The organism is Agrobacterium sp. RC10-4-1 (assembly GCF_014138475.1).
In the GTDB taxonomy this organism is placed as follows: Bacteria; Pseudomonadota; Alphaproteobacteria; order Rhizobiales; family Rhizobiaceae; genus Agrobacterium; species Agrobacterium pusense.
This window is the reverse complement of sequence record NZ_JACJIT010000008.1, coordinates 212,319-228,655: the sequence shown is the minus strand read 5'-3', so window position 1 is coordinate 228,655 and position 16,337 is coordinate 212,319. Positions and strand designations below refer to the sequence as shown.

The following is a 16,337-nucleotide window of genomic DNA, read 5'->3' as shown; positions in this document are numbered from 1 at the left end:
ATGGCGGCTTGCAGGGCAACGATGGAGGGTCGGCTGTCCGCTTGGTGAATATGGTGAAATCCTCACTTGAAGGCTGACCCAGCCGGAGGAGGATTGATCCGGAATGCCCTTAAATCCATTATGCGAAATCGACCCAGGTGGCACCGGCATCGGCCGAACGAACGCAGTTTTCCAGCCAGCGGACGCCTTCTGTGCCGGCTGCGATGCCGGGATAGTGATGGGTCTTGAGAAAAGCCCTGTCACCGCGATTGGCCGCATCGATTGCCTGGGCGATCCAGAGGTAAATGTTCGACCAGCTATCACCGAGACCTTCGGTGTGCAGCGCGCCCATACGATCGATAGCAAGGCTCTCCTCTTCCAGATACGGCATGCCGTGATGCAGGATACGCTCCGGCTCGCCCTGAACCTGATAGATCAGCTGATCGGGACGCGAATCGGACCATTCAAGCGACGCCCTGGAACCGATGAAGCGGTAACGCTGCGACCCCATATTGCCGGCATTGACGGAAGAAACCCACAGACGCCCGCGTGCGCCATTATCATAATGCATGAGAACCGTCGCGTGGTCCTCCAGCGGCGCCCGCGTCGGGATGAAGGCCTTCCGGTCGCAAAGCAGTCGTTCCACCTTCATGTGCGGCAGCACGATTTCCGAGAGATAATAGAGATGCGTACCGATATCGCCGAGCACGAAGGTCGGACCAGCGGTACGGGGATTGGTGCGCCACTTGACGGCCTCGCCAGCGCCCACATCGTCGCCGGCATTGAAGCCGTGGGTATATTGCAGATCGACGATGCGGATATCGCCCAGCATCCCCTTTTTGACCATGGCCGCCATCTGGTGCACCAGCGGATGGCCGGTATAGCCATAGGTGACGCCGACGATCAGTCCCTTCTGTTGGGCCAGTCGCGCCACCTCGTCACATTCTGCAACGGTGAAGAATAACGGTTTTTCGCAGATGACGTGCAGCCCGGCTTCAAGGCAGGCCTTGGTGATCTCGTAATGGGTAAAGTTGGGGGTGGCGATGGAGACGACGTCGATACCGTCTTTGCGCGCGGTTTCGCCAGCTATCAGTGCCCTGTAATCCGGATAGCAGCGTTCCGCCGCCACGCCGAGATTGACGCCGAAATCGCGGCCCATTTCGGCATCGAGGTCGAAGGCACCGGCGACGAGCTGGTAATTGCCATCGCGCAGAGCGCCGGTGCGGTGCTTGTATCCTACCTGTCCCGTGCGGCCGCCGCCCACCATGGCCCAGCGCAGCGGTCGCGAAATCAGTCTTTCTCCATTGATCATGTCGATCGTCTTTCCGTCGGATGTTTCGAATGGCGTAGCCAGAGGCAGGTTCTGCCTGGGCACCGGCACCGGTTTTTCGCGTTATTTCTTGAAATAGAGGTCGATATAGTCCTGCATCTTGGCGCGCATGAACCGGCTCGATTCATCCGCCCTGTCTTCCCAGGCGAAGACGCAGGAGGTCATGATGCCGTCGAAACCGATTTCAGCGAGCGTGCCGAAGAAGTCGTCCCATGGCACTTCGCCCTGACCGATATTCAGGTGCTGGTGCACCCTTGCCTGTGTACCGGGCGGGTTGAGAATGTAGCGGAGCCCAGAACTTGCCCTGTGGTTGAAGGTGTCGCCCACATGCACATGGGCCAGCACGTCCTTGGCTTCCCGAAGCATCGCCTTGGTGTCGTCGCCGAAATAGAAGGTGTGTGGCGCGCAATAGAGGAATTTGACGTTCCTGGAGTTGACCGTGCGGATGATATCAAGCGCCGGCTGCAGCGTTTCGCACCAGTCTTCCGGATGCGGCTCGACATGCAGGCTGATGTTCTCGCGCTCGAAGATCGGTACCAGCTCTTCCATCGAGCGCCACCATGCATCCTCGCAGGCCTCGATCATCGAACCCGTATGGCAGCAATAACATGAGCCCTTGTCGGGATGCGGTCCGCGGCCGAACTCCGAGTTCATCGTGTCGACCTCAAGTTCGATTGCGATCTCGATAGCGCGTTTCCAGTGCTTGACCGCTGCCTGCCGCTCGATTTCATCATTGGAGGCCCAGCGATACATTGGCAGCAGCGCGGCGATGCCGACATCGGCGTCTTTCAAAGCCTTCTTGAAGGACCTGATACGTTCGGGAAACACGCGCGGCGCCTTGAACCATTCGAGGAAATCGGCGCGCGGGCTGAGTTCGATCCAGTCGTAACCGAGCTCCTTAACTTTGGCGGGCAGCTCATCGAGGCTGGTGAAACGGTGCATGTGGGGGTCGATGGCGATTTTCATTGATCTTGATCCTTCTTATGTCTCGACCGGATGGCGAGGGCGGATGGCCGCAAAGGCACTGGACGCCATCACAAGCGACGCGGTTCGTATCGCGAAAGATTTTCTGAAAAATGCCATTGCTTCCTCCCCGCCCATCCTCCCGATGGGCCTGAATGACAGGCCGATTTATATCTTTCATTTTCGCGGAAATGGAATTTATATTTCATTTGGCGTTGCATTTCGTATCATTTCATGTCATTCATCAATGATACGATTGAGGGCGCCATGAATCGACCCACCATTGCCGATCTTGCGAGAGCCGCGGGCGTCAGCATCTCCACTGTCAACCGGCTGCTGCACGGTTCGAGCGCCGTACGTCAGGATACGATCGACCAGATTCTCAAGGCGGCGCAGGAGATCGGGTTTTATGGTCTGGGCACCATCAAGGACCGAAGGCGCGAGGCCTTGCCACATTACAGGCTGGGCTTCCTGCTGCAGCAATCCCACCGGCCGCTTTACCGCCTTTGGGGAGAAGGGATCGTCACTGCCGCACATCAGAGGCTGGAAAGCGTCATCGAGCCGGACGTGGTTTTTGAGGACGATCTTTCACCGGAGGCCGTTTCCGCCAATCTCCTGAAGATGGGGCAGTCCTGCAACGCAATTGCGGTTGTGACTGCCGATCACCCGCTGGTGAGCCAGGCCATTGATGAGTTGCGGAGCAAAGGTGTTCCCGTGGTGACCTATGTGTCCGATCTGTCAGCGGCGAGCCGGGCGGGTTTTGTCGGAACCGACAGCTGGAAACGCGGCCGGACGGCCGCTTGGTTCCTCAGTCAGACCGTGAAAGGCGAGGGAGTGGTCGTGCCCCTGATCGGCAGCAACCGTTATCAGTGCCAGGATGTTTCAGATGCCAGTTTTCGCTCCTACATGCGCGAGAACACGCCGGAACTACAGGTAGCGGAAACACTGCTGACCCATGAAGAGCCGGAAAATGCCTATGCCGTCATTCGGGACATCATTGCTGCCGAACCAGGGCTCAGGGGGATATATGTCAATGGCGGCGGCATATCGGGCGTCTTGCGGGCGCTCAGGGAGCTGCCTGCGGAGAAACAGCGCGGCATAAAGATCGTCTGCAACGATATCGGCCCGGAAACGCGCAAGGGCTTGAATGAGGGGCTGATTACCGCTTCGCTGCCACTGCCCCTCGACAGGATGCCACAACAATTGATTGACGTGATGTTGCGACGCATCGAGAACGCGGATTCGTCTTCCGTCGAACAGCGGATCGTGCCTTTTGAAATCCTGACGCCCGAAAGCATCTGGACATGATCGCAGGGTAGTGGGAATTCAAAATTCTCTAACTGCGTGAAATTACCGATTGGGAAAAGCCAATCCACACCAAGGCCGGTGGTGCGCGCGCCTGTTACGATACGTGGTGAAGAATGGCAGCGGTCGGTGGCACGGTGCGAGAACGCGGACGCTTTTCGTAGTCGGCTTTTTATGGGCAACCATGCTTACCGCAGAACCGAAGAGAGAAACTCGCGGGTCCGCTCTTCTTTCGGCTCTCCAAAAATTTCCTCCGGCTTTCCCTGTTCGCAGATGCGCCCCTTGTCGAAGAAGCAGACCCTGTCCGATACCTCACGGGCAAAGCGCATTTCGTGGGTGACAAGCAGCATCGTCAGATCGTGCTCATGCGCGAGATCGCGGATGACGGAGAGCACTTCGCCCACCAGCTGCGGGTCCAGCGCCGAGGTCGGCTCATCGAAAAGCAATACACGCGGGCGCATGGCGAGCGAGCGGGCGATGGCGACACGCTGCTGTTGTCCGCCGGAAAGCTGAACCGGATAATGATCTTTCTTGTCCGCAAGCCCCACCATTTTCAATAGTTCGATCGCACGCGCCTCAGCCTCTCCACGGGCGATACCCAGAACACGCACCGGCGCCTCCACGATGTTGCGCAGCACAGTCATATGCGGAAAGAGATTGAAGCTCTGGAAAACCATGCCGACGTGGTTGCGGATCTGGCGCAGGTGTTTTTCCGAGGCCATGAAGGGGCCCTTGCCTCCCGGCTCATGGTAAGACATGTCAGCCAGCGTCAGTTTTCCCTCCTGGAAGGGTTCGAGTGTCATGAGAATGCGCAGGACCGTCGACTTGCCGGAGCCGGAAGGGCCGATGAGGGTGACTTTTTCACCCTTCGCCACGCTGAAATTGAACTGGTCGAGCACCGTCAGAATGCCGAAGCGTTTCGTGACATCCGAAAATTCGATCAGTGGCTGATTGGTGGTGTTGGTCATCGCAAGGGTATTCCTGCTTTTGGGAGCGCCCTTTGCAGGCGGCTGAGGCCTGCCGAGCAGATTATGGTCAGAAGGAGGAAGATCAGGCCGACAAGCGTCAGCGGCACCAGATATTCGAAGGTGCGTTCGCCGATCATGTTGGCAAGCCCCATCATCTCAAGAACCGTGACGACCGATAGCACCGGCGTTTCCTTGATCATGGCAACGAGATAGTTGCCCATGGCTGGAACGATGCGCGGAATGGCCTGGGGAATGATGATATCACGATAGGTTTGCATGCGCGTCAGGTTAAGCGCGGTCGCCGCTTCCCATTGGCCATGATGTATCGCCTCTATGCCGCCGCGATAGACCTCGGAAGTATAGGCCGCATATTGCAGGCCGAGCGCCAGCGCGCCGGTCAGAAACGCGGGCAAGACAATGCCGAAATCCGGAAGCACGTAATAAAGAAAGAACAGCTGCACCAGAAGCGGCGTATCGCGCAGGAATTCGACCACCAGCGCAGTCGGCCAGGAAATCATCTTTACCCGGCTGCGGCGCAGCAGCGCAAAGACAAGTCCCAGAACCAGCGCAATGGCAAAACCGGCGGCGGCTGCCTTCAGCGTCACGGTCAGGCCGATCAGAATGATGGGCAGGATGGAGGTCGTGTAGGTGAGCCAGGTGGTCGTGTCCCATTCGTAACCATACATCATGAGAAGATATCCTTACGAATGGCGCGTGCGCGGGAAGACATTGCCGCGCCGCACGAAGCGTTCGATCACCCGGATGACGACCATCAGGATCAGCGACATCGCGAAATAACAAAGCAGCGTGACCGAATAGATGCTGGCGCTGTCCAGCGTCAGGTTGCGGATCGACTGCGCAGCGAAGGTGAGATCGGCAATCGAGATCAACGAGACAAGCGAGGAAAGCTTCAGCGTCTCGATGGCCAGATTCCCGAAAGCCGGCATCATTTCGACGATCGCCTGTGGCAAGGAAATGCGAAAAAGCGTCTGCATGCGTGTGAAGTTCAGCGCGCGTGCGGCTTCCAGCTGTTGCACCGAGACGGAGGACAGCGCGCCGCGAACGATTTCCGCGCCGTAGCCGCCAGCATGGGCGGCAAGCACCAGCACCCCCGTCGTGATCGGATCGAAGCTCAACCCGACCAGCGGCAGCGCATAATAGAACCAGAATAGCTGCACCAGCAGCGAGGTGCCGCGAAACACTTCCGTATAACAGAGCGCGATTGCCGACAGGATCGGTCCGCCCTCGACGCGCAGAATGCCGAAGAAAAAAGCGAGTACCGTACCGACAACAAGCGCTGCGAGCGTAATTGTCATCGTGACGACGGCGCCTTGCCACAACATCGGCAGATAGGCAGTCATGTCCATCTGGAGATTTCCCGAATTCCCGAGGAACGGCGCCCGGTTATGCCCGGGCGCCGGCTGGCATTATTTGCCGGCGCAGAGATCGGCGACCTTCTTTTCGGCCGCTGCCGCGATACTCTGTTCGGAGAGACCGTATTTGGCGAGGATTTTCTTGTAGTCGTCGGTCTTGCGGAATTCGACCAGGGCAGCGTTGAAGGCGTCACGCAACTCCTTGTCTTCCGGGCGGAAAGCGAAACCGCCGTAGTTGCGCACCGGCGCATCCTTCACGACCGGATCGGTGAAAGGCTTTACCTGCTCGACGTTCGCCTGACCTTTGGCGAGTTCCGAAACCGTCAACTCCGTGGCCGCATAGGCGTCGGCGCGGCTCTGCACGGTTGGGATGGCATCGGCATTGGCTGGGATGAAGACGATCTGTTCTTCCTTGACGCCAACGGCGCGCAGGAAGTCGACATTGTTCGCGCCCGACACGACGGCCACCTTCAATGAAGGGTCCTTTGCGATATCGGCATAGGTGGTCAGCTTTTTCGGATTACCTTTCTTCACCAGCAGGCCTTCGCCATAGGATGAGTTCGGCTCGGTGAAGGCCACCTGTTTGCAGCGCTCGGGCGAGATATTCTGTTCTGCGGCCGCAAAATCGAAGCGACGGGCCTTGAGGCCGGGGATCAGCGTGCCAAAGGGCGTCACCGTCCAGTTGACCTCTTCGATGCCCATCGATTTCAGAACCGCATTGGCCACATCCGGGCCGATGCCAGCGGAGGTGCCATCCGGCTGCATGTAGGAATAGGGCACTTCATTAGCCGTGGCGGCGCGAATGTAGCCCTGGCTTTTGACTTCTTCGACGGTGAGCGCGCTGGCTGACGTCACGCCGATGGTAAGGGCGAGGGCGGAAAGGCCGGCGAAGTTGGTGATCTTCATGTTCTAACTCCTCTGGTTGGGTTGCGTGGCCCGTTTTCGGATCTCACGGTGTTCTGGTGGCTAGGTATTCTCCGTGACCGTGGCGATGACGGAAAGGCAGTCTCCAGCCTTGATGAGGCCGGGTACGTGGCGCGCGGCAAGCAGCCCTGACATGGAGGCGCGGTAATCGACCGGTGCGAGGCCGGTTTTCCCGATGGGATAAACCCGTGCGATTGTCTCACCAACCGTGACCGCGTCTCCCAGATCGCGGACAAAGGCGACGAGACCGTCATCTTCAGCAAAGGTGAAGCAGTCGCTGGAGGGCATATCCAGCCAACGGCTTGGCGCGGCAACGGGCGAACCGGCCAATATGCCTGCATGTCGCAGCAGATTGATGGTGCCCCTGCGGGCGATATCGATCGATTTCGCGCTCGCCGTGCCGGCGCCGCCGAGTTCGGTGGTGACAAAGACCTTGCCCATTTCCTCGACGGTCGTGTCCAGCATGCCGACGGCGTCGATTTCCAGCATCTTCATCGAATAGGGGGCAGCAAAAGCGGCCACGGCATCAAAGCAACGGCTTTCCTGAGTTTTGTCGGGCAATTCGTGCGCCGCTGCATAGGGCAGGAAATCAAGCGTCCTGCCGCCGGAATGAAAATCGAGAACGATATCCGCGAGCGGTATCAGATGACGGGTGACGTAGTCGGCAATCTTCTCCGTCACGGTACCATCAGGGCGACCGGGAAAGCTGCGGTTGAGGTTTCCCCGGTCGATGGGTGAGGTGCGTGTACCTGCGCGAAAGGCCGGGTAGTTGAGCGCTGGGACAATGATGATGCGGCCTTTCACTTCCGCCGGCTCGAGCGTCTGGGCGAGTTCGAAAAGCGCCGCCGGCCCCTCATACTCATCGCCGTGATTAGCGCCGGTCAAAAGGGCGGTCGGCCCCTCACCATTGGCGATAACGCAGATCGGGATCATCACCGAGCCCCAGGCACTGTCATCGCGGCTGTAGGGCAGCCGCAGATGACCGTGTTGCACGCCCCTCGCGTCAAAATCGACGGAGGGCGTGATCGGGGAGGGGCGAAGCGCGGTCTTCAACATCGTCTCAGCCCTTCACGAAGAGTTGCCGCGGTACATTGGAAAGGCATTCGACACCGGTGTCGGTAATCGCGATGCTCTCGGTGATTTCGAGCCCCATGTCTTCCAGCCACAGGCCGGTCATGAAATGGAACGTCATGCCGGGTTTCAGCTCCGTGCGGTCGCCGGGGCGAAGGCTCATGGTGCGCTCGCCCCAATCAGGCGGATAAGAAAGTCCGATCGGATAGCCGGTGCGGTTGTCCTTGATGATCCCGTATTTCTTCAGCACGGCAAAAAAGGCATTGGCGATGTCTTCGCAGGTATTGCCGGGCTTGGCTGCGGAAAGACCGGCCTCCATGCCCTCGAGCGTTGCTTTCTCTGCGTCAAGGAATGCCTGTGTCGGTTTGCCGAGAAAGACCGTGCGTGACAGCGGGCAATGATAACGACGGTACGCGCCGGCGATTTCGAAGAAGGTGCCTTCGCCTGAGCGCATTGGCTTGTCGTCCCACGTCAGGTGCGGGGCGGAAGCGTCGGCACCGGAAGGAAGTAGCGGCACAATGGCGGGGTAATCGCCGCCGAATTCTGCGGTGCCACGAATGCCGGCATCGTATATCTCTGCCACGAGATCGCACTTGCGCATGCCCGGTTCAACGACGTCAACGATACGCTTATGCATCAGTTCGACGATCTTGCCCGCCTTGCGCATATAGTCGAGTTCGGTCGGGCTTTTGACAGCACGCTGCCAGTTCACGAGGCCGGCGGCATCCTTGAAACGTGCGTTTGGCAGATGTTTGTTCAGTGATGCGAAAGCTGCTGCCGAGAAGTAATAATTGTCCATTTCGACACCGACCGTCAGGCCTGACCAGCCCCGTTCCTCGATGATCTGCGACAACAGGTCCATCGGGTGCCGTTCGGTCGATTGAACATAGTGATCGGGATAGCCGATGATATTGTCATGGGCGAGGTACGCCGTGCGCCTGGCGCCATTGGCATCCTGTTTGCGACCGTACCAGATCGGCTCACCATCAGGTGGAACGAGCACAGATTGGTGGACGTAGAAGGACCAGCCGTCATAACCTGTCAGCCAATGCATGTTGGACGGGTCGGTGACGACAAGCAGGTCGATACCGGCACTTTCCATGGCTTTCCGGGTTTTAGCCAGGCGCGCGGCATATTCCTCGCGCGTAAAGTTCAGCGTTACACTCACGCTGCGTCTCCCATTTTTACGCTGTTTTCGATGATTTGGCCGCTGCCTGCGTCTTTGGCGCGGGCAAAGGCGAGATTGGCGATGGCTGTGTCCTGCACGCCGGTGCCGGTCAGATCGGCAAAGGTGATGTCTTCGTTCGAGAGGCGGCCCTGTGACTTGCCGGCGATCACCTCTCCAAGCTCGGCGAATGGCTGATCCCGCTCGACGTAACCCGCGGCAATCGCGTGATGCAATTCGCCGAGAATGCGGGTCTGCGTAAGCCTGTCCGCGACATAGCGCACTCTGGCGAATACGGCCGGATCGATCTCGTTCTTGTGTTCGGCATCCGATCCCATCGCGGTCAGATGCTGTCCTTGTTCCAGCCAGTCGGCGCGCAGGATTGGCTTTTCGGCCGGTGTCGTGGTGACGATGATGTCAGCGTTTCGCACCGCTGCCTGTGGATCAGCCACGGCGGAAACTTCGATGCCGTGCTCCCTGGCAAAATCGCTAGCGAGCTTTTCAGCCTTGTCATGGTTTCGTGCCCAGATTCGCGCAGTTTTAATCGACCGCACCAGCGTCAAAGCCTCGAGCTGCAGACGCGCCTGCATGCCCGCCCCGAAAATCGTTGCGACGGACGCGTCCTTTCGTGCCATGTGCCGCGCCGCAACTGCACCGGCCGCAGCGGTGCGCACATCGGTGAGATAACCGTTGTCGAGAAGCAGGGCCTCCACCAGCCCGGTCCTCGCGCTGAAGAGGATCATCAGGCCATTGAGGCTCGGTAGCCCAAGCGTCGGATTGTCGAAGAAGCCGGGGCTGACCTTGATGGCAAAGCCGTCGAAACCCGGCACATAGGCAGTCTTAACATCCACTTCGCCGCGAAATTCGGGAATATCGAGCCGGAGGATCGGCGGCATGGCGACAGCTTTGGTGGCAAGGGCGCCCAAGGCCTGCTCCACGCAGTTGACCGCGGAAAGGTCGAGCTTAACGATGGCGCGCAGGTCTTTTTCGGTCAGGATGGTGATGCGGCTCATGCGGTTCCCCTGTCGATGATGGTCTTGTGGAGCGCCGGATCGATGTTTTCGCCCGATACGATGATCGCGGTCGGGCCGCTGATGTTGACCTTGCCCGACAGGACGGCGGCGAAGCCAACGGCGCCCGCGCCTTCCACTGTCAGTCCTTCCTCGTGCGCCGCATGGCGGATGCCTGCTGCGATCTCGTCTTCGGAAACCAGCGCGATGTCATCAAGCAATGCCTGGCAAAGCGCAAAGGTCACAAGGTTCGCCAGTCCAATCCCGCCGCCGAGCGAATCCGCCAGCGTTTCTTCCTCCTGGACCGAGACGGGGCGACCGGCTTTAACCGACGCATGCATGGCCGCACCCCGCTCCATGGAAATACCGATGACCCGCGCCCTCGGCTTCAACGCTTTCACCGCAACGGCGATACCGCCCGCAAGGCCTCCGCCTGATAGCGGAACGAGAATTGTCGCCAGTTCAGGCATGTCCTCGACAACCTCGAGACCAATCGTGCCTTGGCCCGCCACGACGTCGCTATGATCGAACGGAGGTATAGCGGTCAGGCCATGGCTTCTGGTCAGGCGCTCCACTTCCTCCTGCGCGTCATCCTGTGATCTGCCGACGATCCGGATGTCGGCGCCAAGCGCGCGGATTGCCTCCACCTTGTTTGTCGGCACTAGCGCCGACATGCAGATGGTGGCGGGAATGCCGAGTTTGGCTGCAGCGTAGGCCACGGCCCGGCCATGATTGCCTGTCGAGGCGGTGACGAGGCCACGTTTGCGCGCCTCATCGTCAAGCGAGAATATGGCATTCATCGCGCCGCGCAGTTTGAAGGCGCCGATAGGCTGAAGGGTTTCAAGCTTCAGATGAACGGGATGGCCACAGCGTTCGGACAGATTGTCCGAGCGGACCAGCGGGGTTCGCTCCACCTGTCCGGCAAGCCGCGCGGCCGCCTGCTCTATCGCGGCCAGCGAGACCGGAAGCGGGCTTTTTTCGGCGGATATGGACGGGTTTTCGCTCTTCATGATTGTCATGTTGTGAGCGAAGTAAAACCATGTCAATTATTATATTGTAATGATTCAATGATTTTCGATCGACAGCCTCAGCCGATCGAGCCGATATCGTAGACGGGCGGCAGTTGTTCGAAGGTCTGCCGCACCGTGGTCAGAGCTTTGATAAGGGTTGCATGATTGAGGCGGCCGCCGAGGCATATGCGGATGCCGCCGCCATGGCCGGGTCCGGCAATGAATGGTTCTGATGGGGTTACCGCGACATTCTGGTTCGTCAGCGCACGTACAAGGCCGTCCTCAGTCCAGCGTGGCGGAACCTTCAGCCAGGCACAAAAGGACAGGGAGTGGGTCGAGGCGATATGGTGGCTCAATATGTCCGCGGCAATTTTCTGCCGCATGCGTGCTTCGGCGCGCTGGACGTCAAGCAGCCGCCTTGCGGTGCCGTTTTCCACCCAGCGCGTGGCGATTTCTGCCATGAGATAGGTTCCGCTCCAGCTCGATACACGCAGGATGGAGGCGGCGCGGATGGAATAGGCGGGTGGCACGACGAGATAACCAACGCGCAGCCCGGTCAGCACCGTCTTGGTGAAGCTGGTGACGAAAAAGCCCAGATCGGGCAGCATTTCGGTGATGGATGGCAAATCATCCTCGATGATCGGGCGATAAACTTCGTCTTCGATGACAAAGACGCCGTAGCGTTCGGCAATTGTCGCAATCTCCCGTCTGCGCTCCGCGCCCGATACATGCCCCGTGGGATTGTTGAGGGTGGGAATAAGCACCAGCGCCCTGACGCCGCCTGATGCACACGCGGCCTCCAGCGCGTCCGGTAAAACGCCCTCTTCATCGGTCGGCAGGCCCTTGAGACTGAAGCCGAGGATGTTCGACAGGCCGATAATGCCGTGGTCCGTGAGGTTCTCGCAGAGAACCACGTCGTTCGATCGAATGATGCAGCTCAGGGCAAGGAAAATGCCGTGGGCTGCGCCGTTAGTAACGAGGATACGTTCCGCACCGGCGGTCACGCCCATCATGGTGAGCCAGGTTCGGGCGGTTTCCCGGTGGCTGTCGAGGCCGGCCACCGGCCGGCAGGGGCGCATGAAACCCGAATTGTCACCATCGGCCAATTCACGAAGGATGGCGCGTGAGGCGTTTTCATGCTCGTCGAGATAGACGCCGCGGATAATGGAGAGATCGAGGACCTCAGTCGGGCTGTGGTCGAGCATCATGCGGCCCGCCCGGTCCGTCACCCGTGTCTTCACGAAGGTGCCTCGGCCGATTTCGCCGCTGAGATAGCCCAGCCGCTCGGCCTCCTTATAGGAGAGGCTAACGGTCTGGACGGAAAGGCCGAGTTCACGCGCGAGGTCGCGATGGGTCGGCATGCGATCCATCGGCTTCAGAACGCCGGCGTCGATATCGGCGATGATGCGTTCGGTCAGTGCCGAATGTTTCGTTTCGCCCTTCTGCTTGGCGAGAACTGGCCGCCATGCCACCGGTTTCGTTGCGGGAACCGGATCGAGGCTGAGCGGATTGGCTTGACGGCGCATGAAATTGTCTCGTTTTAGACGAAGATGATTTCATGACATTATGCACGGTTCGGTGAAAAGATGAAGCCTTATGCAGCGTAGATGACAATTGCATCCAAAACAGGCGCAATCGTCATCTCCCTGCTGTCCAGACGAGCAGTTCCCGGTCCGGTAAAAGCCTCGCTGGTGATCAGATTTTTTCGCCAGCCTGGACCAGATCATCCATGACGCTGCGGACGGCGGCTTCGGCGATGGCGATGATCTCGTCCACCTCCGCCTTCGTCGTCACGAGCGGCGGTGCAAAGCCCAGAATATCGCCATGCGGCATGGCCCGCGCAATAAGGCCGCCATTGCGTGCTGCCTTCGAAACGCGTGCACCAACCGCAAGCCCCGGTGCAAAACGTGTCTTCTTTTCCCGGTCCGCCACGAATTCGATGGCGCCCATCAGGCCCACGCCACGCACCTCGCCGACGATTGGAAGCTGTGCGAACCTTGCCTTCAACTGCTCCTGAAAATAGTTGCCGACGGCCCGTGCATTGCCCGGCAGGTCTTCCTTTTCCACGATATCAAGCACGGCGTTTGCCGCAGCCGCACCGATGGGATGTCCGGAATAGGTGTAGCCGTGCGAGAAGGCGCCGACGCGATCAGCGCCGTCCTCCATCACCTTGTAGACTTTCTCTCCTACGATCGCGCCGGAGAGCGGGAAATAGGCTGATGTCAGCCCTTTGGCGACGGTGATCAGATCCGGCTCGATGCCGTAATGTTGTGAGCCGAACATGGAGCCTGTACGCCCGAAGCCGGTAATCACCTCATCGGCGATCAACAGGACATCGTATTTTCTGAGAACATCCTGTATCGCCGACCAGTAGCCTTCCGGCGGCGGCGTGATACCCCCCGTGCCAAGCACCGGTTCAGCAATAAAGGCACCGATTGTGTCGGGGCCTTCGCGCAGAATGAGCTCTTCCAGTTCGTCGGCGCGCCGTTTTGAAAATTCCTGTTCGGTTTCACCGGCTTCAGCGCCCCAATAATGGTGGGGGACGCCGGTATGCAGCACGCCAGCGCGCGGCAGGTCCATGTGGTCATGATAAAAGCTCATGCCGGTCATGGAACCGGAAACGACGCTGCAGCCGTGATATCCCCGCTCGCGGGAAATGATCTTCTTCTTCTCCGGCTTGCCGCGCAGATTGTTGTAATACCAGACGAGCTTGGCCTGGGTCTCGTTGGCGTCCGAGCCGGACATGCCGTAAAACACCTTGCTCATCTTGCCGGGAGCCATCTTCACCAGCCGGTCGGACAGGATCGCCAGTTCGTCCGTCGTGTGGGCGGCGTAGGAATGATAATAGGCGAGCCGATAGGCCTGACGGGAAATGGCTTCCGCCACCTCGGTGCGACCGTAACCGACATTGACGCAATAAAGACCGGCAAAGCCATCGATCAACTGCTTGCCGTGGGCGTCCTGAATGCGGATGCCCTTGCCGGTTTCAACGATGGTCGGTTCCCCGAGCTTGCCGCTGGCGAAGTCCTTCAGCTGCGTGAAGGGGTGCAGAACCGCATTTCGATCCATTTCCGCGATATTGTTGATGTCGATGGTCATAGGCGGGTTCCTTTCAGGCAGCCAGATTGCCGAAGCAGACATATTTGGGTTCAAGATATTCCATCAGGCCGTGGCGCGAGCCTTCGCGGCCGAGGCCGGATTGTTTCCAGCCGCCGAAGGGAATTGGCGCACCGGTGAATTTCGGCGTATTGACGGCAACCATGCCGTATTCCAGCTGGTCGGTCAGGCGCATCGCCCGGCCCAGATCGTTGGTGTAGACATAGGCCGCAAGCCCCATCTCGGTAGCATTGGCGCGGCGGACGACCTCATTCTCGTCATCGAAGGGAAGGATGGCGGCCACAGGCCCGAAGGTTTCCTCACGTGCGATCAGCATGTCGTCAGTCACATCAGCCAGCACGGTTGGCGTTACGAAATTGCCGCCGAGGGGACTGTCTTGCCCGCCGCAGACGAGGCGCGCGCCAGCGGAGAGCGCCTGTGCGATCTGCTGACGGCACTTTTCGGCGACCGATGGCCGTGTCATCGGCCCAATGTCGATGCCCGGTTCAAGGCCGTGGCCAACGGTCAGTCTGGAAGTTGCGTCGGCAAACCGATCGATGAAGCGGTCATAGAGCGCTCGCTGAACATAGATGCGATTTGCCGCCAGGCAGTCCTGGCCAGATGTAGCGAATTTGGCGCTGATGCACCCCGCCACCGCTTGAGAAAGATCAGAATCCCCAAATACGATGAAGGGTGCATGACCACCCAGCTCCAGCGACGCTTTCTTGACGGTTGCCGCCGACTGGGTAAGGAGCAGCCGCCCGACCTCCGTCGAGCCAGTGAAGGAGAACGCCCGCACATCGGTATGCTCCAGAAGACGACGCGCCAGAGGCGCGGCTTCACCGGGCAGTACCTGCAATACGCCGGCCGGCATGCCTGCCTCCTCCGCAAGTTTTACCAGAGCCAGCGCCGAGAGCGGAGTTTCGGGTGCCGGCTTGACGATCATGGTGCAACCGGCGGCAAGGGCCGCTCCTGCCTTGCGGGCTATCATGGCTGACGGGAAGTTCCATGGCGTGATCGCTGCCGTTACGCCGATCGGCTGCATCCGTACGGAGAGATTGCCACCTTTCAGGTGGCTCGGTATTGTCTCGCCATAGGATCGCTCGCCTTCGCTCGCGAACCAGTCGAGAAAATTGGCCGCGTAGGAAATTTCCCCCAGCGATTCTTCCAGCGGCTTGCCCTGCTCGGCGCTTATGATAGTGGCGAGATCGCGCGCATTGTCGCGCATCAGTCTGCCCCAGCTCCGCAGGATGTCGCCGCGTTCTACCGGCAGCGTCTCACGCCAGTGAAGGAAAGCTGCGCTGGCGGCCTCTATGGCGGAATCGACATCATCGAGAGAGCAGGCGGTCACATCCACGAGATGGCCGCCGCCTGCTGGGTCGATAACGCTCAGCCTCTCGCTGCGCTCCACCCATACCCCGCCCAAAAAGGCGCGATGTTCAATCAGATCGGGCCGGCGAAGGTTCTTCAACGCGGCGCTGGCAATACCTTTCATGAATATGCTCCATTTTCATTTGCGTGGAGCTTAGCGTCGCTGCATGATCGATCTCCGGCATTTATTTCCTGCTTGACGCAGAAATAATGCTAATTTTACCCGAGTACGCAGGAATTCTGCATGACCAATATTGATCGAGCCGACAGGGCGCTGCTTGACGCCGTGCAAAAGAACAACCGTCTGACGTCGGAGGAGCTGGCGCGGATCGTCAATCTCTCGCCGACGGCCTGCCAGAGGCGGCTCAAGCGATTACGGGAGGAGGGAGTGATCGAGGCGGATGTGGCGATCGTCTCGCCCAAAGCCGTGGGACGGGGCATCACCATGATCGTCCTCGTGTCGCTGGAACGGGAGCGCGCGGACATCGTCGATCGCTTCAAGGCGGCGATCCGTGCGACGCGCGAAGTCATGATCGGCTATTATGTTACCGGTGATGCCGATTTCATTCTGGTAATCACGGCAAAGGACATGGAGGACTACGAGGCCTTCACCCGCCGCTTCTTTTATGAAAACCACGACATTAAAGGGTTCAAGACAATGGTCGTCATGGACCGCGTGAAGGCCGGATTCGCCTTTCCTATCGAAGACTGACCGGCCAGAGGCCTGCCAACATGTCTGTGTCGGGACTTCCGCCTTTTGTACGGTCGTTCT

General features: G+C 59.3%; 16 protein-coding genes. 3 read left to right on the top strand and 13 right to left on the bottom strand.

The window, feature by feature from the left end; genetic code table 11:
- Positions 1-118: 118 nt before the first annotated feature.
- Both FHW77_RS21525 and FHW77_RS21520 read right to left on the bottom strand, forming a co-directional pair.
- Positions 119-1,291 (bottom strand): Gfo/Idh/MocA family protein, encoded by a 1,173-nt coding sequence (locus tag FHW77_RS21525; protein ID WP_044459606.1) that lies wholly within the window; start codon positions 1,289-1,291, stop codon positions 119-121.
- Between the two features lie 81 nt (positions 1,292-1,372).
- Complete coding sequence (locus FHW77_RS21520; protein WP_037090498.1) at positions 1,373-2,275, bottom strand: sugar phosphate isomerase/epimerase family protein; 903 nt, start codon at positions 2,273-2,275, stop codon at positions 1,373-1,375.
- Between FHW77_RS21520 and FHW77_RS21515 the strand changes: the two genes are divergently transcribed.
- Together FHW77_RS21515 and FHW77_RS21510 are read left to right on the top strand one after the other, a co-directional pair.
- Positions 2,262-2,543: a hypothetical protein gene (locus FHW77_RS21515; protein WP_139786391.1), complete on the top strand. Its 282-nt coding sequence runs from the start codon at positions 2,262-2,264 to the stop codon at positions 2,541-2,543. The genes FHW77_RS21520 and FHW77_RS21515 overlap by 14 nt on opposite strands.
- Complete coding sequence (locus FHW77_RS21510) at positions 2,540-3,580, top strand: LacI family DNA-binding transcriptional regulator (RefSeq protein ID WP_044459530.1); 1,041 nt, start codon at positions 2,540-2,542, stop codon at positions 3,578-3,580. Before FHW77_RS21515 ends, FHW77_RS21510 begins: the two co-directional genes overlap by 4 nt.
- Positions 3,581-3,765: 185 nt before the next feature.
- Here the strand turns inward: FHW77_RS21510 and ehuA are convergent, their stop codons facing one another.
- The 11 genes from ehuA to FHW77_RS21455 all read right to left on the bottom strand — a co-directional run bounded on the left by ehuA (position 3,766) and on the right by FHW77_RS21455 (position 15,689).
- Positions 3,766-4,545, bottom strand: a complete 780-nt coding sequence (ehuA, locus tag FHW77_RS21505) for an ectoine/hydroxyectoine ABC transporter ATP-binding protein EhuA (RefSeq protein ID WP_006699965.1) — start codon at positions 4,543-4,545, stop codon at positions 3,766-3,768.
- Entirely contained in the window at positions 4,542-5,234 is a 693-nt protein-coding gene (gene ehuD / locus FHW77_RS21500; protein ID WP_022563363.1) for an ectoine/hydroxyectoine ABC transporter permease subunit EhuD, read from the bottom strand. Before ehuD ends, ehuA begins: the two co-directional genes overlap by 4 nt.
- 12 nt (positions 5,235-5,246) lie before the next feature.
- Positions 5,247-5,912, bottom strand: a complete 666-nt coding sequence (gene ehuC / locus FHW77_RS21495; RefSeq protein WP_044459529.1) for an ectoine/hydroxyectoine ABC transporter permease subunit EhuC — start codon at positions 5,910-5,912, stop codon at positions 5,247-5,249.
- A gap of 60 nt (positions 5,913-5,972) precedes the next feature.
- Positions 5,973-6,824: an ectoine/hydroxyectoine ABC transporter substrate-binding protein EhuB gene (gene ehuB / locus FHW77_RS21490; RefSeq protein ID WP_044459528.1), complete on the bottom strand. Its 852-nt coding sequence runs from the start codon at positions 6,822-6,824 to the stop codon at positions 5,973-5,975.
- A gap of 60 nt (positions 6,825-6,884) precedes the next feature.
- Entirely contained in the window at positions 6,885-7,898 is a 1,014-nt protein-coding gene (doeB, locus tag FHW77_RS21485; protein ID WP_044459527.1) for a N(2)-acetyl-L-2,4-diaminobutanoate deacetylase DoeB, read from the bottom strand.
- A gap of 4 nt (positions 7,899-7,902) precedes the next feature.
- A complete protein-coding gene (doeA, locus tag FHW77_RS21480; RefSeq protein ID WP_044459526.1) occupies positions 7,903-9,081 on the bottom strand; it encodes an ectoine hydrolase DoeA in 1,179 nt (392 codons plus the stop codon).
- Positions 9,078-10,091 (bottom strand): ectoine utilization protein EutC, encoded by a 1,014-nt coding sequence (eutC, locus tag FHW77_RS21475; protein ID WP_113344257.1) that lies wholly within the window; start codon positions 10,089-10,091, stop codon positions 9,078-9,080. The genes doeA and eutC overlap by 4 nt, the downstream gene beginning before the upstream one ends.
- A complete protein-coding gene (gene eutB, locus FHW77_RS21470; RefSeq protein WP_044459524.1) occupies positions 10,088-11,107 on the bottom strand; it encodes a hydroxyectoine utilization dehydratase EutB in 1,020 nt (339 codons plus the stop codon). Before eutB ends, eutC begins: the two co-directional genes overlap by 4 nt.
- A gap of 68 nt (positions 11,108-11,175) precedes the next feature.
- On the bottom strand, positions 11,176-12,624 hold the full coding sequence (ehuR, locus tag FHW77_RS21465) for a MocR-like ectoine utilization transcription factor EhuR (RefSeq protein ID WP_044459523.1): 1,449 nt from the start codon (positions 12,622-12,624) through the stop codon (positions 11,176-11,178).
- Between the two features lie 169 nt (positions 12,625-12,793).
- On the bottom strand, positions 12,794-14,197 hold the full coding sequence (locus FHW77_RS21460; RefSeq protein WP_044459522.1) for an aspartate aminotransferase family protein: 1,404 nt from the start codon (positions 14,195-14,197) through the stop codon (positions 12,794-12,796).
- A gap of 13 nt (positions 14,198-14,210) precedes the next feature.
- Positions 14,211-15,689 carry an NAD-dependent succinate-semialdehyde dehydrogenase gene (locus FHW77_RS21455; protein WP_044459521.1) on the bottom strand — a complete coding sequence of 493 codons (1,479 nt, stop codon included), beginning with the start codon at positions 15,687-15,689 and terminating at the stop codon, positions 14,211-14,213.
- A gap of 120 nt (positions 15,690-15,809) precedes the next feature.
- Between FHW77_RS21455 and FHW77_RS21450 the strand changes: the two genes are divergently transcribed.
- Complete coding sequence (locus FHW77_RS21450; RefSeq protein WP_108081749.1) at positions 15,810-16,277, top strand: Lrp/AsnC family transcriptional regulator; 468 nt, start codon at positions 15,810-15,812, stop codon at positions 16,275-16,277.
- Positions 16,278-16,337 lie beyond the last annotated feature (60 nt).

Excerpts from the sequence above, each read along its gene's own strand:
- FHW77_RS21515 (WP_139786391.1), top strand. The coding sequence starts at position 2,262 with ATGGCGATTTTCATTGATCTTGATCCTTCTTATGTCTCGACCGGATGG.
- FHW77_RS21525 (WP_044459606.1), bottom strand. The coding sequence starts at position 1,291 with ATGATCAATGGAGAAAGACTGATTTCGCGACCGCTGCGCTGGGCCATG.
- eutB (WP_044459524.1), bottom strand. The coding sequence starts at position 11,107 with ATGACAATCATGAAGAGCGAAAACCCGTCCATATCCGCCGAAAAAAGC.
- FHW77_RS21455 (WP_044459521.1), bottom strand. The coding sequence starts at position 15,689 with ATGAAAGGTATTGCCAGCGCCGCGTTGAAGAACCTTCGCCGGCCCGAT.
- FHW77_RS21450 (WP_108081749.1), top strand. The coding sequence starts at position 15,810 with ATGACCAATATTGATCGAGCCGACAGGGCGCTGCTTGACGCCGTGCAA.
- ehuD (WP_022563363.1), bottom strand. The coding sequence starts at position 5,234 with ATGATGTATGGTTACGAATGGGACACGACCACCTGGCTCACCTACACG.
- doeB (WP_044459527.1), bottom strand. The coding sequence starts at position 7,898 with ATGTTGAAGACCGCGCTTCGCCCCTCCCCGATCACGCCCTCCGTCGAT.
- ehuA (WP_006699965.1), bottom strand. The coding sequence starts at position 4,545 with ATGACCAACACCACCAATCAGCCACTGATCGAATTTTCGGATGTCACG.
- FHW77_RS21460 (WP_044459522.1), bottom strand. The coding sequence starts at position 14,197 with ATGACCATCGACATCAACAATATCGCGGAAATGGATCGAAATGCGGTT.
- eutC (WP_113344257.1), bottom strand. The coding sequence starts at position 10,091 with ATGAGCCGCATCACCATCCTGACCGAAAAAGACCTGCGCGCCATCGTT.
- ehuB (WP_044459528.1), bottom strand. The coding sequence starts at position 6,824 with ATGAAGATCACCAACTTCGCCGGCCTTTCCGCCCTCGCCCTTACCATC.
- FHW77_RS21510 (WP_044459530.1), top strand. The coding sequence starts at position 2,540 with ATGAATCGACCCACCATTGCCGATCTTGCGAGAGCCGCGGGCGTCAGC.
- FHW77_RS21520 (WP_037090498.1), bottom strand. The coding sequence starts at position 2,275 with ATGAAAATCGCCATCGACCCCCACATGCACCGTTTCACCAGCCTCGAT.
- ehuC (WP_044459529.1), bottom strand. The coding sequence starts at position 5,912 with ATGGACATGACTGCCTATCTGCCGATGTTGTGGCAAGGCGCCGTCGTC.
- ehuR (WP_044459523.1), bottom strand. The coding sequence starts at position 12,624 with ATGCGCCGTCAAGCCAATCCGCTCAGCCTCGATCCGGTTCCCGCAACG.